The 14,056-nt window shown below is 51.9% G+C and carries 16 protein-coding genes; 9 read left to right on the top strand and 7 right to left on the bottom strand.

The features are described 5' to 3' along the window. Positions 1 to 5 precede the first annotated feature (5 nt). Positions 6 to 704, top strand: a complete 699-nt coding sequence (gene urtE, locus HV037_RS12630; RefSeq protein ID WP_047500443.1) for an urea ABC transporter ATP-binding subunit UrtE — start codon at positions 6 to 8, stop codon at positions 702 to 704. A 40-nt stretch (positions 705 to 744) separates the two neighbouring features. Here the strand turns inward: urtE and ydeE are convergent, their stop codons facing one another. After that, positions 745 to 1,932, bottom strand: coding sequence for an efflux MFS transporter YdeE (gene ydeE / locus HV037_RS12625; protein WP_047359042.1), 1,188 nt, complete (start codon positions 1,930 to 1,932; stop codon positions 745 to 747). Positions 1,933 to 2,130: 198 nt separating this feature from the next. On the opposite strand from ydeE, the gene eamA reads away from it, so the two are divergent. Further along, positions 2,131 to 3,030 (top strand): O-acetylserine/cysteine exporter, encoded by a 900-nt coding sequence (eamA, locus tag HV037_RS12620; RefSeq protein WP_019076776.1) that lies wholly within the window; start codon positions 2,131 to 2,133, stop codon positions 3,028 to 3,030. 30 nt (positions 3,031 to 3,060) lie between these two features. Here eamA and marB read toward each other — a convergent pair whose 3' ends face one another. From marB to marR, 3 genes are read right to left on the bottom strand one after another with little or no spacing between them, the layout of a single operon-like run. Further along, complete coding sequence (gene marB / locus HV037_RS12615; protein WP_016153071.1) at positions 3,061 to 3,279, bottom strand: multiple antibiotic resistance protein MarB; 219 nt, start codon at positions 3,277 to 3,279, stop codon at positions 3,061 to 3,063. Positions 3,280 to 3,309: 30 nt separating this feature from the next. Then, complete coding sequence (gene marA / locus HV037_RS12610) at positions 3,310 to 3,693, bottom strand: MDR efflux pump AcrAB transcriptional activator MarA (RefSeq protein WP_003032424.1); 384 nt, start codon at positions 3,691 to 3,693, stop codon at positions 3,310 to 3,312. Between the two features lie 18 nt (positions 3,694 to 3,711). Beyond that, complete coding sequence (gene marR, locus HV037_RS12605) at positions 3,712 to 4,146, bottom strand: multiple antibiotic resistance transcriptional regulator MarR (protein ID WP_016156485.1); 435 nt, start codon at positions 4,144 to 4,146, stop codon at positions 3,712 to 3,714. A 257-nt stretch (positions 4,147 to 4,403) separates the two neighbouring features. Between marR and HV037_RS12600 the strand changes: the two genes are divergently transcribed. Beyond that, positions 4,404 to 5,069 carry a MarC family NAAT transporter gene (locus tag HV037_RS12600; RefSeq protein WP_016153073.1) on the top strand — a complete coding sequence of 222 codons (666 nt, stop codon included), beginning with the start codon at positions 4,404 to 4,406 and terminating at the stop codon, positions 5,067 to 5,069. 35 nt (positions 5,070 to 5,104) lie between these two features. Here the strand turns inward: HV037_RS12600 and HV037_RS12595 are convergent, their stop codons facing one another. Then, positions 5,105 to 6,301, bottom strand: coding sequence for a sugar transporter (locus HV037_RS12595; protein WP_019076778.1), 1,197 nt, complete (start codon positions 6,299 to 6,301; stop codon positions 5,105 to 5,107). Between the two features lie 221 nt (positions 6,302 to 6,522). Further along, the gene (locus tag HV037_RS12590) at positions 6,523 to 7,398 is read right to left on the bottom strand and encodes a LysR family transcriptional regulator (RefSeq protein ID WP_103283825.1); all 876 of its coding nucleotides are present in this window, start codon (positions 7,396 to 7,398) and stop codon (positions 6,523 to 6,525) included. 102 nt (positions 7,399 to 7,500) lie between these two features. On the opposite strand from HV037_RS12590, the gene sad reads away from it, so the two are divergent. The 6 genes from sad (at position 7,501) to HV037_RS12560 (ending at position 13,641) form a co-directional block, all read left to right on the top strand. Then, on the top strand, positions 7,501 to 8,889 hold the full coding sequence (gene sad / locus HV037_RS12585; RefSeq protein ID WP_016156487.1) for a succinate-semialdehyde dehydrogenase: 1,389 nt from the start codon (positions 7,501 to 7,503) through the stop codon (positions 8,887 to 8,889). 175 nt (positions 8,890 to 9,064) lie between these two features. Beyond that, a complete protein-coding gene (glsB, locus tag HV037_RS12580) occupies positions 9,065 to 9,991 on the top strand; it encodes a glutaminase B (protein ID WP_016153077.1) in 927 nt (308 codons plus the stop codon). Next, a complete protein-coding gene (locus HV037_RS12575) occupies positions 9,991 to 10,350 on the top strand; it encodes a DUF4186 domain-containing protein (RefSeq protein ID WP_016153078.1) in 360 nt (119 codons plus the stop codon). Before glsB ends, HV037_RS12575 begins: the two co-directional genes overlap by 1 nt. 82 nt (positions 10,351 to 10,432) lie before the next feature. Then, complete coding sequence (locus HV037_RS12570) at positions 10,433 to 10,960, top strand: GNAT family N-acetyltransferase (protein ID WP_016153079.1); 528 nt, start codon at positions 10,433 to 10,435, stop codon at positions 10,958 to 10,960. Positions 10,961 to 11,066: 106 nt separating this feature from the next. Beyond that, complete coding sequence (locus HV037_RS12565; protein WP_103283824.1) at positions 11,067 to 12,518, top strand: tagaturonate reductase; 1,452 nt, start codon at positions 11,067 to 11,069, stop codon at positions 12,516 to 12,518. A gap of 208 nt (positions 12,519 to 12,726) precedes the next feature. Continuing rightward, positions 12,727 to 13,641 carry a bestrophin family protein gene (locus HV037_RS12560; RefSeq protein ID WP_103283823.1) on the top strand — a complete coding sequence of 305 codons (915 nt, stop codon included), beginning with the start codon at positions 12,727 to 12,729 and terminating at the stop codon, positions 13,639 to 13,641. Here the strand turns inward: HV037_RS12560 and HV037_RS12555 are convergent. Next, a complete protein-coding gene (locus HV037_RS12555; protein ID WP_049042177.1) occupies positions 13,638 to 14,015 on the bottom strand; it encodes a GFA family protein in 378 nt (125 codons plus the stop codon). The two genes, HV037_RS12560 and HV037_RS12555, sit on opposite strands and share 4 nt — an antisense overlap. Positions 14,016 to 14,056 lie beyond the last annotated feature (41 nt).

Genomic DNA, 14,056 nt, shown 5'->3' with positions numbered 1-14,056 from the left:
CACAGATGCTGCAGGTGAAAGAACTGAATCAATATTATGGTGGCAGCCATATTCTGCGAGGTGTGAACTTTGAGGCGCGTATCGGCGAGGTGACATGTCTGCTGGGGCGTAACGGCGTGGGGAAAACGACGCTTCTGAAGTGCCTGATGGGGCTTATTCCTGCCCGCAGCGGGAGTGTGCTCTGGCAGGAGAAAAATGTCACTCACTGGAAGCCGCATCAGCGGGTCAGGGCCGGTGTGGCGTATGTACCACAGGGTCGCGATATTTTCCCGCGTCTGACGGTAGAAGAGAACCTGCTGCTCGGCCTTTCCCGTTTTTCAGCACAGGAGGCCAGACGTGTGCCGGATGATATCTATGCGCTCTTTCCGGTGCTACAGGAGATGAAACATCGGCGGGGCGGAGATTTGTCCGGCGGGCAACAGCAGCAACTGGCGATTGGGCGAGCGCTGGCCAGTCGCCCGCAGTTGTTGATCCTCGATGAGCCCACAGAGGGGATCCAGCCGTCAGTGATTAAAGAAATTGGGCAGGTGATTTCTCAACTGGCGCACCGGGGTGACATGGCCATTTTGCTGGTAGAGCAGTTCTATGATTTTGCGCAGCAACTGGCCGACAAATACTTACTCATGTCGCGAGGCAGCATTATTCAAAGCGGTGACGGTAAAAATATGGAATCCGAAGGCGTTCGAGGGCTGGTCGCCATTTGAGATTCGCGACAGAGCGGCTTTGGCTCTGTCGCGATCATCATTAGCAGACCGCCGTCTGGCCCCAGGGTTTGGCGCGCATGCCTTTTATCATTAGCGCCCAGGCAAGAACGATCGCCACCATCAGCGCCACAAACAGCGACCACGGCGGCAATGTGGTTAAAATGACGCCGCTGACTAATGGGTTTACCGCTGCGCCCAACCAGCCTAACGACTGGGCGGAAAAATAGCTGGCTTTCATTCCTGCAGGCGCGATGTTGTCGATGAGCATGTATTCACCCGGTGCGTAAATGACTTCGCCGATAGTGAAAAAGGCTGCAGAAATGCCCCATAACACCAGGTTGTTGCCGGAGAAGGTGAAGCCAACCAGACCGACCACAAAGAACAGCGTGCCTACAGTCATTAGCGGGCGGATATTGGTGGCGGTGAGCCTGCGCCCGAGGGCATATTGCAGTGATACCACAATGGCGGCGTTAACAGGCAGGACGACTGCCACCACTTTCTCGGCAAAATCGCCGTCTGCAACCACCATAACGTATTGCGAAATACAGGACGCAAAGGCACCACCAACGAATGACGCCAAAAATGCTGACAGCGTAAACCAGAATAATGCTCTGTCGCGCAGCAGTACCGAGGGGGACCAAACTGCGGCGTTCAAACCTTCTGATGCTGCTGGTGAACGTTTTACCCAGGTCTGGATAAATACCAGAGGGAGTGCTGAACATGCAGCAGCGAGCCAGAATGGCAGGTTAATGCTTTGCATCACCAGTAGCGTGCCCAGCGGTGGGCCTACGGTCCAGCCGATGTTCAGCACGGTATAGTTAAGCGAGAAAATTTTAGTCTTGTTGGTCGCCGAGAGATTATCGGCAAACCAGGCTTTCAGCACCGTGGCGAAGACGGAGTAGGCGCAGTTGATCAGGGCAAAGAGCAAAACCACTACCACTACGTTATGCACCAGTGGAATAGCAATAAAGCCAGAGGCAAAGCCGCAGATAGCCAGCAGCATATAGCGTTTTTTATCAAACTTGTCGGCCAGAATACCAAAGCCAAGGCTGAACACGACGCCAATGGTCAGTGCGACCGTCATCGCATAACCGATCAGGTCGACGCTCAGATTGTACTGTCGGCTGAGGTAGATCGTCATAAAGGGCAGCGTGGCGCCACGCCCAATCGTTAATAACAATGATGACGCGAGTAACGCGAGAGTGGACCTTCTCAGAGAGATATTCATTTTCCTGCCCGACAATGCATGTTGTTATGTTTTTTTTAGATATCAGAAACAAATAGCATGCTAAAAGTGTGATGTACACTCAATAAGTTGTCCGAAAATGCCCTGTGTGGCCTACCTGAATTAATGATCTGTTACGGCACAACGATTTCCGTTACTTTAATTTGTTTACAAAAATTTAATATTCGCAGGGGCGGTGGTATGTCGCGTAAAGACGGGTTATTAGCGTTACTGGTCGTTGTGGTTTGGGGGCTGAACTTTGTCGTCATCAAAGTGGGGCTACACAATATGCCACCCTTAATGCTGGCTGGGTTGCGTTTTTTACTGGTGGCATTTCCGGCGATTTTCTTCGTTGCCCGGCCGAAAATTCCGCTTTCACTGCTGCTCGGCTATGGGCTGACCATCAGTTTTGGGCAGTTCGCGTTTCTCTTTAGCGCCATCAAATTCGGTATGCCTGCCGGGTTAGCTTCTCTGGTATTACAGGCTCAGGCGTTTTTCACCATCATTCTGGGGGCATTCGCCTTTGGTGAACGTCTGCAAGGTAAACAACGGGTAGGAATTGCGCTGGCCATATTTGGCGTGCTGGTGCTGATTGAGGCCAGTCTCAACGGACAGCATGTTGGCATGCTCGGTTTTATGCTGACGTTGGCGGCGGCGCTAAGCTGGGCCAGCGGTAATATCTTTAATAAAAAAATCATGCAGCATACGTCACGCCCGGCGGTGATGTCGTTGGTGGTATGGAGTGCGTTGATTCCTGTTGTCCCATTCTTCCTCGCCTCAATACTTCTCGATGGCCCAACGCAAATTATCCAAAGCCTGGTGACGATAGATATGACCACCATTCTGTCACTGGTTTATCTGGCGTTTGTGGCAACCATTGTGGGTTATGGCATCTGGGGATCTTTACTCGGGCGTTATGAAACCTGGCGTGTCGCGCCGTTGTCGCTGTTGGTGCCGGTTGTTGGACTGGCGAGCGCGGCCGTGCTGCTGGATGAAACGCTTACCGGATTACAACTGCTCGGTGCGCTGCTGATCATGGCAGGATTGTACATTAATGTGTTTGGCTTTCGGTTGCGTAAGACTGCGCAGGCGAGAGGGTAAAAAAAGCCCCGCAGTGACGGGGCAAAAAAATTACAGGTTGCGCATATTGTAATAAGGCACACCTAATTCGTCGGATTTGTCGCTGCCTGCACCCATATGATTAAAATCGAACGGGGACCGATCGTGCGCAGGCGGCATAATCATCGCGTCACGACTGTTTTGTGTGGCAGGTTGCGCGGTCTGTTCCGCCATGCTCTGGCCCGAAACAACATACAGCAGGGCCAGCATCGCATAAGACAGAAGTTTCATGATTTCCTCGGTTACGTCGTTAACTGGCGATTAGCAATTACATTGATTGAGTGGCAGCAAATAGCGTGATTCGCCGTGCATATTCGTCATACGGTATTTATGCGGCGGAACATCAAAATAGTTTTTGAATGTCCGGGTCAGCGTTTGCTGGGACTCAAAGCCGTAACGCTCCGCCAGATAAAGGATCGGCTCGTTACTCTCTTTTAATTTTTGCGCTATTTCAGTCATTTTACGGCTACGGATGTATTGACCCAGTGAATGACCGGTTTCTTTTTTAAACATCCGTTGCAGGTGCCATTTGGAGTAACCTGAACGCTCTGACACCTTTTCCAGCGAGAGCGGCGATTCAAGGTTATTTTCGATCCAGTCCAAAATGCTATGAATAGTGATTGTGTCAGTATTGCGTCTGGACATCGTCATACCTCTTTCTGTTTACGGCAGGATTTTCTTCAGCAAATGCTCAAGCGTGGTCACTTCATCCGCCGTTAAGTTTTTTGTTAGTTCCTGGTGCAGGTCTTGCCCTACTAATTGATGACACTGCTCGCAAATTGCCGCGCCATGCTCGGTGAGTTTCACCAGCACGCCTCGCTTGTCATGTGGATTCGGAAGCCTTTCTATCCAGCCTTTACAGGCCAGCCTGTCCAGCATCCGCGTCAGGGCGCCGAGATCGACAGACAGCACTTTTTTCAATTCGACAGGGGTAATACACACCGCGCAACGGATGGAGCAGAGCACCTTGAACTGTGATGCCGTGATATCCAGCGGTGACAGATAGTCGTTTAGCAAACGATCTTTTTTCTGATTAACCATGTAGATCAAACGACCCAGTGGGATGATTTCGTTAAACAGATCACTGGTGCTTTTCACAATGGTTGCCCTGGCAAGTAGTTAGTCACGGCTGATATTATTGCTTAGGCAAATATAAGTCAAATGAATGGGTCAGCAAATGCCACGTTTTGCTAAATCATCAGACTCAATTTCTGGCGAGTGGAATTTTAACGGTTTGAAAATTATGGCTTATACGTGCGGATGAAAAATGAATCCTTACACCGCGAAAATGGCTTATCTCCCGGATTTCACCGTATACTTGCCGTTGACGATTAACGCACAGGAAAGATGACATTATGATGGACTTGTTTAAAGCAATAGGACTGGGGCTGGTAGTCCTGTTACCGTTGGCAAACCCGTTAACCACCGTGGCGTTGTTCCTCGGCCTTGCCGGCAACATGAACAGCGCAGAGCGTAACCGTCAGTCACTCATGGCGTCCGTTTACGTGTTTGCCATCATGATGGTGGCGTATTATGCCGGACAACTGGTGATGAATACCTTCGGGATTTCGATTCCCGGGTTACGTATCGCGGGCGGGTTAATCGTTGCGTTTATCGGCTTTCGAATGTTGTTTCCACAGCAGAAGGCACATGACTCTCCGGAAGCGAGAAGCAAATCAGAAGAACTGGAAGATGAACCGACGGCGAATATTGCATTTGTTCCGCTGGCCATGCCAAGCACCGCGGGTCCGGGTACGATTGCAATGATCATCAGCTCGGCGTCCACCGTGCGTCATGGGGCTGAGTTTCCGGACTGGGTGATAATGGTCGCACCGCCGATTATTTTTGCCGTGGTCGGGGTTATCTTGTGGGGCTGTTTGCGCAGTTCTGGCGGAATTATGCGCCTGGTCGGCAAAGGCGGTATTGAGGCGATCTCCCGTCTGATGGGCTTCCTGCTGGTATGTATGGGCGTGCAGTTTATTATTAACGGCGTGCTGGAAATCATTAAAACTTACGCTTAAAACAACGTGCCCGGTATTGTCTACCGGGCACGCTTTTATGAATGCTGAGGCTGCTCTTCCAGTGATACTGGCCATTTACGGAAGATAATCACCGACCATATGAACGCCACAACCGCAGGCACTGCACCTACGTAACCAATCGTAGACATTGACCAGTGCAGACTCACCTGATTTCCCACCAGCGCGCCAGCGCCTATCCCAATATTAAAGATACCAGAGAAAAGGGCCATTGCGACGTCGGTGGCATCCGGGGCCAGCGCCAGCACTTTCACCTGCATACCCAGGCCTATCAACATAATGGCGATGCCCCAGAATATACTCAGGACGGCCAGATGCATTTCGCTGTCCGCTGCGGGCAGTAACAGCACCAGGCACACCGTCAGCAGGGCAATGGCGCTACTAATCAATACGGAAGCATGTTGATTACCCAGCTTGCCAAAAATGACGCTACCGACAATACCTGCGCCACCCAGAACCAGCAGCAGCACGGTGGCAAAGTTTGCGCTCAGCCCGGCGACGGTCTGTACAAACGGTTCGATATAGCTGTAGGCCGTGTAATGCGCGGTGACCACAATCACCGTCAGCAGATACAGGCTCATCAATGCCGGACGGCGGAATAAAACCGGCAGGCTTTTTAATGAACCGGAATGCTCACTGGGTAATTTTGGCAGGAGCTTAATCAAGCAAAGTAGGGTGACTAACGCCCCCATACCGATGGCGAAGAAGGTAGTACGCCAGCCAAAATACTGGCCAACGATGCGCCCGATAGGCAGGCCCAACACCATCGCCAGCGCGGTGCCGGTCGCAATCAGGCTGAGAGCCTGCGCGCGTTTCCCGGCTGGAGCCAGGCGAATCGCCAGCGATGCGGTGATCGACCAGAAAATAGCGTGGGCAAAAGCAATACCGATACGACTGATCACCAGCACGGTAAAATTCCATGCCAGGAAAGAGAGAACGTGGCTGGCGATAAAAACGACAAACAGGCAGATCAGAAGTTTGCGGCGTTCTACCTGGCTGGTAAGCAGCATGAAAGGCAGCGACATCAGGGCGACAACCCAGGCGTAGATCGTCAGCATGATCCCGACCTGAGCGGTCTGCATATTAAAACTTTGTGCGATGTCGGATAACAAACCGACAGGGACAAACTCAGTGGTATTGAAAATAAAACCGGCAATGGCAAGCGTAACTACCCGAAGCCACGCGACCTTGCGGGAAACAGTGTCTGTTGTCATATCAATTAGGTGGATTAGCTGCGAAAAGGTAAGGCCACGATCTTAAAACTTTTGCTGGCTAAAATACAATCATTTCGTGATACAGATCTCATTTCATTGACTGGGTGGCAAAATTGACTGCCGAACATTTCGCGTAATTTTAACTGTTTCATTATTAATGAAATTCCAGGCGTGAGAATTCACCCGGAACGCTATTTATGGCGTTGTTTGAGAATCGCGAATTATTCCGTGCTTTTCGACAACTGAGGGTTCAATACCTCAATAAACGCTTCCAGTTGCCTCGTCATTGCCCCTCTGCGCCAGACCAGCCACGTATTCAGCCAGCGCCAGTTTTCGCTTAGCGGCCAGGCGTGGACCTGATGGTGTCCTGGCATGCTCTCCAGCATCGAACGCGGGATCAGCGCGATACCCGCACCGGCAATGACGCAAGCCAGCATGCCGTGATACGACTCCATTTCATGAATGGTGCCGGGCATTGCGCGATCGGCATGAAACCAGCTTTCAAAATGGCGACGATAGGAACAGTTGGCGCGAAAGGCGTAAATGCTGCAACCGTTAACGTCGCTGGCCCGCTGGATAGGGGGATGACCGTGCGGAGTGACTATCATCATCTCTTCAAGGTAGACCGGCATTCCTTCAAGACCTGGATGAGTAATTGGGCCGTCGACAAAGGCGGCGTTCAGCGTCCCGTCGAGCACGCCGTCCAGCATCGTGCCTGAAGGACCTGTCGCCAGCGCAAACTGAATTTTGGGGTAACGCTGATTATATTCAGCCAGCGTGGCGGGGATCCGCACAGCGGCAGTACTTTCGAGCGAGCCAAGAGAGAACAACCCCTGCGGTTCATCGCCGGCGACGACCATTCTCGCCTCGTCAACCAGGGCGAGGATCCGCTGGCTGTAGCGTAAAAAATTGTGCCCGGACGGGGAAAGCCGCAAACGCTGATTTTCACGAATAAACAGATCGACGCCAAGGTCGGCTTCAAGCTGGCGAATACGGGTGGTGAGATTGGATGGCACGCGATGCACCTTCGCGGCGGCCTGCGTAATACTGCCTGTCTCCGCGACGGCGTTGAACATTTCCAGTTGCGTCAGATCCATAATATTCTCTGTTCGTGAATGGTGTGGTTAATATTATTCATTTTTCAGAAAGAGTAAATATGCGCATGATATGACCATACCCTGCGATAAAGAGAGGCACTTATGACTATCACAGCAGCAACACATGCGATTTCCGTTAACCCTACCAACGGTGAAAGGTTGGCGGCAATGCCGTGGGCCAGTACTGAAGAGATTGCACATGCGCTGAGCCTTGCCGCGAATGGCTACAGTGAATGGAAACACACTGCCGTTGAGCACCGTGCGCAAACGCTGCGTCATATCGGGCAGGCTCTGCGTCATCGCGCGGAAGAGATGGCGCAGTGTATCTCACGTGAAATGGGGAAACCCATCAAGCAGGCGCGTGGTGAAGTTGCCAAATCAGCCGCATTGTGTGACTGGTACGCCGAACATGGACCGGCGATGCTCAACCCGGAACCTACGCTGGTGGAGAACAACCAGGCGGTGATTGAGTATCGCCCCGTTGGAACTATTTTGGCGATCATGCCGTGGAACTTCCCGCTCTGGCAGGTACTTCGCGGCGCCATTCCAATTCTGCTGGCCGGAAATGGCTATCTGTTAAAGCATGCGCCAAACGTAACCGGCTGTGCTGCGATTATCGCGCAGGTTTTTGCTGATGCGGGCGTTCCCGCGGGTGTTTATGGTTGGGTGAATGCCGATAACGCCGGGGTAAGTCAGATGATCAATGACCCGCGTATCGCGGCGGTAACGGTGACGGGCAGCGTTCGAGCTGGTGCGGCGATTGGTGCTCAGGCGGGGGCGGCGCTGAAAAAATGTGTGCTTGAACTGGGGGGTTCCGATCCGTTTATTGTCCTTAATGATGCTGACCTCGATCTGGCCGTTAAGGCGGCGGTCGCCGGTCGTTATCAGAATACTGGGCAGGTTTGTGCGGCAGCAAAGCGCTTTATTATCGAAGAAGGAATTGCGCCAGAATTTACGGCTCGTTTTGTGGCGGCCGCGAGCGCGCTCAAAATGGGCGACCCGCTGAACGAAGAAAACGATCTGGGTCCGATGGCAAGATTTGATCTGCGCGATGAGCTGCATCAGCAGGTCGAAGCCACCCTTGCCGAAGGCGCGCGGTTACTTCTCGGCGGGGAAAAAATCGCGGGTCAGGGCAATTACTATGCCGTGACGGTTCTGGGGGATGTCACCCCGGAGATGACGGCTTTTCGTCAGGAGCTGTTTGGCCCGGTTGCAGCGATTACCGTTGCAAAGAATGCGGAACATGCTTTAGCGCTGGCTAATGACAGTGATTTCGGCTTATCAGCCACGGTGTTCACCGCGGATGAAGCTCTGGCGCAGAAGATGGCGTCACGCCTGGAGTGTGGGGGCGTATTTATCAATGGTTACAGCGCCAGCGATGCCCGCGTTGCTTTTGGCGGCGTGAAGAAAAGTGGTTTTGGCCGCGAGCTTTCACACTTTGGTCTGCATGAGTTTTGTAATGTACAGACCGTCTGGAAAAACCGCCTCTGATGGTGTGGGTGCCTCCGACGGGGGCACCGGCCTTAATTCTGCAATGTTTCTGTCTACGGCATGAATCTCACCCGCTCATGCAGACCGTGGGCAGATTCCGCCTTCCGGCCTGACGCTGCGTATTCAGCTCTGTTATACTCGCAGGCCTTTCATACCTGCGAGCAAGGAGCATGTTGTGGCCAGGGCCATGGACAATTCAATTTTAGAGACCATTGTGCAGCAGGTTCGTCCGCTGATTGGTCAGGGTAAAGTCGCTGATTACATTCCTGCCTTAGCTTCTGTCGACGGTTCAAAACTGGGTATTGCTATTTGCACCGTCGATGGACAGCACTATCAGGCGGGGGATGCGCAAGAGCGCTTTTCTATTCAGTCAATTTCAAAGGTGCTCAGTCTGGTCGTGGCGATGCGTCACTATCAGGAAGATGAGATCTGGCAACGTGTCGGCAAGGATCCTTCCGGTCATCCTTTTAACTCCCTGGTGCAGCTGGAAATGGAGCAAGGGATCCCACGCAATCCCTTTATCAACGCCGGGGCGCTGGTGGTTTGCGATATGCTGCAAGGACGTCTGAGCGCACCGCGTCAACGGATGCTGGAAGTGGTACGGGCGCTAAGCGGCGTTTCGGATATCGCCTATGATGCGACGGTGGCGCGTTCTGAGTTTGAGCACTCGGCGCGTAACGCGGCTATTGCCTGGCTAATGAAGTCCTTTGGCAATTTTCACCATGACGTGACCACCGTTTTGCAAAATTACTTTCACTACTGCGCACTGAAAATGAGCTGTGTGGAGCTGGCGCGCACGTTCGTCTTTCTGGCGAATCAGGGACATGCTTTTCATCTTGCTGAGCCCGTGGTGACGCCCATGCAGGCCCGGCAGATCAACGCGCTGATGGCGACCAGTGGCATGTATCAGAACGCAGGGGAATTTGCCTGGCGAGTGGGCTTACCGGCGAAATCTGGTGTGGGGGGCGGTATCGTGGCTATCGTGCCTCACGAGATGGCGATTGCCGTCTGGAGTCCGGAACTGGATGCGGCGGGAAATTCGCTGGCGGGTATCGCCGTGCTGGAGCAATTAACGCAACAACTGGGGCGCTCGGTTTACTGATGAACACGCTCGATCCTCTTTTTGCCCGGCTGGCGAAATCAACGTTTCGCTCGCGGTTTCGCCTTGGCCAGAAAGAAAGGCAGTATTGTCTGGATAAAGGCGCGCCGGTTATCGAACAACACGCCACGGATTTTATTGCCAAACGGCTGGCGCCCGCGTTTCCTGCCAATGACGGTAAGCAGACACCTATGCGCGGGCATCCGGTATTTATTGCTCAACATGCCACGGCGACCTGTTGTCGGGGATGTCTGGCGAAATGGCATGATATCCCTCAGGGTGTGGCGTTAAACGATGAACAGCAGCGTTACGTTGTCACGGTTATCTATCACTGGCTAGTGATCCAGATGAACAAGCCATAGATAACATAATCCTATGATATGACTCCTTGTGTTGTGCAATTGTTAAAAGCAGTATGAAGGGGTCATTCTAAGGAGAAAAAAAATGGCTTCCTGTAAACCCTGCTTTGTGCTGAGCGCGGCCCAGATTCTGTCGAGAATCGATGAATTCAGCGACATCCTTGAAACATGCGTCAATGATGGCGCCTCTGTCAGCTTTATGCTCCCTTTTAGTGGTGATAAATCACGGCCTTTCTGGATAAGTGTCGCGCAAAGCGTTGACCGTGGAGAAAGGATTGTTCTGGGTACACAGAACGCACAGGGGGTGCTTGTCGGTACCGTCCAGCTAATTATCGATCAACCCGAAAACCAACCTCATCGTGCTGATGTCGCCAAGCTGCTGGTTCACCCCTCAGCGCGGCGCGGTGGTGTTGCCCGGACGTTGATGAACGAACTCGAAAACTGCGCGCGTCAGCAAGGGAAAACGCTGCTGGTGCTTGATACAGCGACGGGGAGTGACGCTGAGTTGTTCTACCACAATTGTGGATGGCAAAAAGTAGGGGTGATACCGGACTATGCAAAAATGCCTGACGGGAAGCTGACCGGGACCACACTTTTCTACAAAACTCTCTAATTTGTCGCCGGGGATTGATCAAAACAGGGTTTCAATGTATTAAAGTTTGCTAACCTATTGGACCAATTCAATCAGGTTGTATGACTAATTAAAAAGGGAACCCATTGTGCAAACACTAAATCGTCGCGATTTCCCCGGTGCTCAGTATCCTGAACGCATTATTCAGTTTGGTGAAGGAAACTTCCTGCGCGCCTTTGTTGACTGGCAAGTCGATTTGCTGAACGAACATACCGATCTGAACGCTGGTGTAGTCATTGTTCGTCCTATCGAAAGTACCTTCCCGCCATCTCTGAGTACGCAGGATGGTCTCTATACCACCATCATTCGTGGTTTGAATGAGAAGGGCGAGGCCGTAAGCGATGCCCGTTTGATCCGTTCGGTTAACCGCGAAATCAGCGTCTATAGCGAATACGATGAGTTCCTGAAGCTGGCGCATAATCCAGATATGCGTTTTGTGTTCTCCAACACGACTGAAGCGGGCATCAGCTACCACGCGGGCGATAAGTTTGAGGATGCACCGGCGGTGAGTTATCCGGCTAAACTGACCCGACTGTTGTTCGAACGCTTCAGCCATTTTAATGGCGCGTCGGATAAAGGCTGGATTATCATTCCTTGCGAACTGATTGATTACAATGGTGATGAGCTGCGTGAACTGGTCCTGCGCTATGCTCAGGAGTGGGCGTTGCCGGAGGCATTTATTCAGTGGCTGGATCAGGCCAACGCATTTTGCTCCACGCTGGTGGACCGCATTGTTACCGGTTATCCGCGTGACGAAGTGGAGAAACTGGAAGCTGAGTTGGGCTATCACGATGCCTTCCTCGACACTGCAGAACACTTCTATCTGTTCGTTATTCAGGGACCGAAGTCATTAGCTGCAGAACTGCGTCTGGATAAGTATCCGCTCAATGTCCTGATTGTTGATGACATCAAACCGTACAAAGAACGAAAAGTGGCGATTCTCAACGGCGCACACACCGCACTGGTTCCCGTTGCCTGGCTGGCAGGGTTGGACACCGTGGGGGAGGCGATGAATGACGCAGAGATTTGCGCCTTCGTTGAAAAAGCGATTTATGAAGAGATCATCCCGGTACTGGATTTACCCCGCGATGAGCTGGCGTCTTTCGCCAGTGCGGTGACCGGTCGATTCTGCAATCCGTACATCAAGCATCAGTTGCTGTCGATTGCCCTGAACGGCATGACTAAATTCCGTACCCGTATTTTGCCGCAGCTGCTGGCAGGGCAACAGGCTAGCGGTAAACTGCCGGCGCGCCTGACGTTTGCGCTTGCCGCGCTGATTGCTTTCTATCGTGGAGAGCGTAACGGTGAGGCTTATCCGGTCCAGGATGATGCGCACTGGGTGGCACGTTTTCAACAGCTGTGGTCCCAGCATCATGACCGCCAGATAAGCACCGACGAGTTAGTCAAATCGGTACTGGGCGTTAAAGAACACTGGGAACAGGATCTGACTCAGGTTTCCGGACTCGTGGAGCAGGTTTCTGCCGATCTGGATACCATTCTGGCCAAAGGCATGCGTGAAGCCGTTAAGCCATTGTGCTAAGAAGACAACCCGGCTCAGGCCGGGTTTTTTATAGAACATTATTTAGTTACAACATACTATTGTTTATTAATGACTACACCGTTCTGTAACTCCGGTGCGCGGTGGTTCTGGCAGCGCAAACGTTGTTTAGTTAATGTTGCGATTAACTTGCAACATTGATCATGATCGCGTCTAATGTGATGGATTTCACATTTTCCCGAAGAAAACCATGATCGTTCGCCCCCAACAACACTGGCTACGCCTGATATTCGTCTGGCATGGGTCAGTATTATCCAAAATCTTTTCACGACTGCTGCTGAACTTCCTGCTCTCCATCGCCGTTATTATCATGCTTCCGTGGTATACGATGCTGGGAATCAAATTCACGCTGGCGCCATTCAGCATTCTCGGCGTGGCGATTGCAATCTTTTTAGGTTTTCGCAATAACGCCTGTTATTCACGTTACGTTGAGGCCCGACACCTGTGGGGGCAGTTGATGATTGCTTCCCGATCGCTACTGCGTGAGGTAAAAACCACCTTACCGGACGACGCCGAATTAGGGCAGTTTGTTCGTCTGCAAATCGCGTTTGCCCACTGTTTACGCATGACTTTACGTCGAAAGCCACAGGCAGAGCCGTTGGCGAAGTACCTCAGCGAGAAAGATCTGCAGACGGTATTTGCCTCACAATCTCCAGCAAACCGCATTTTGTTGTTAATGGGAGAGTGGTTGGCCGTGCGCAGGCGTAATGGTCAACTGTCAGACATATTATTTCATAGTTTAAACAATAGGTTAAGCGATATGTCTGCGGTACTGGCTGGTTGTGAGCGGATTGCGAATACACCGGTCCCGTTTGCTTATACTTTGATCCTTCATCGCACGGTATACCTGTTTTGTATCATGCTACCATTCGCGTTAGTGGTGGATCTGCACTACATGACACCGTTTATCTCGGTGCTTATTTCCTATACTTTTATCTCGCTCGACACGCTTGCAGAAGAGCTTGAAGATCCGTTTGGCACAGAGAACAATGACCTGCCGCTGGATGCGATTTGCAATGCGATTGAAATCGATTTGCTGCAGATGAACGATGAAACAAATGTGCCAGCAAAACACATGCCTGATAAGCATTACCAACTAACTTAGTTACGTTCGTTTTGCCACCAGGCTGGCTGCATATCGGAAAACGAATGAAACTCTGGCGCCAGGTCTTCATCGTTAGGGTCATCAAAAGCCCCGGCTAAAAGCGCAATTACCGGGGCGTCATCAATAGCGCCCACGGAACTGCCGCAATGAGGGCAAAAGGCTCGACAACTCGTTTCTGACGAGCGCCAGGTTGTCGGTTTTCCGGCTTTTCCCGTCCATTCCACATTTTTCGCATCAAATTCAATCCAGACGACGGTCGGTGCGCCCGTATGTTTCCGGCATATATCGCAGGAACAGGTATGGGAATTATTAGGACTGCTGGCCGTGAAGCGGATCGAACCACAAAGACACCCACCAATGTAGACTTTAGACATAACGACTCCCGTCGGAAACACGTGGCAAGACACTAGCAGAT

The organism is Citrobacter sp. RHBSTW-00017 (assembly GCF_013797615.1).
GTDB classification, from domain to species: Bacteria; Pseudomonadota; Gammaproteobacteria; order Enterobacterales; family Enterobacteriaceae; genus Citrobacter; species Citrobacter braakii.
Note: the sequence above shows the minus strand (reverse complement) of the source record. Positions and strands in the feature narration are given on the sequence as shown.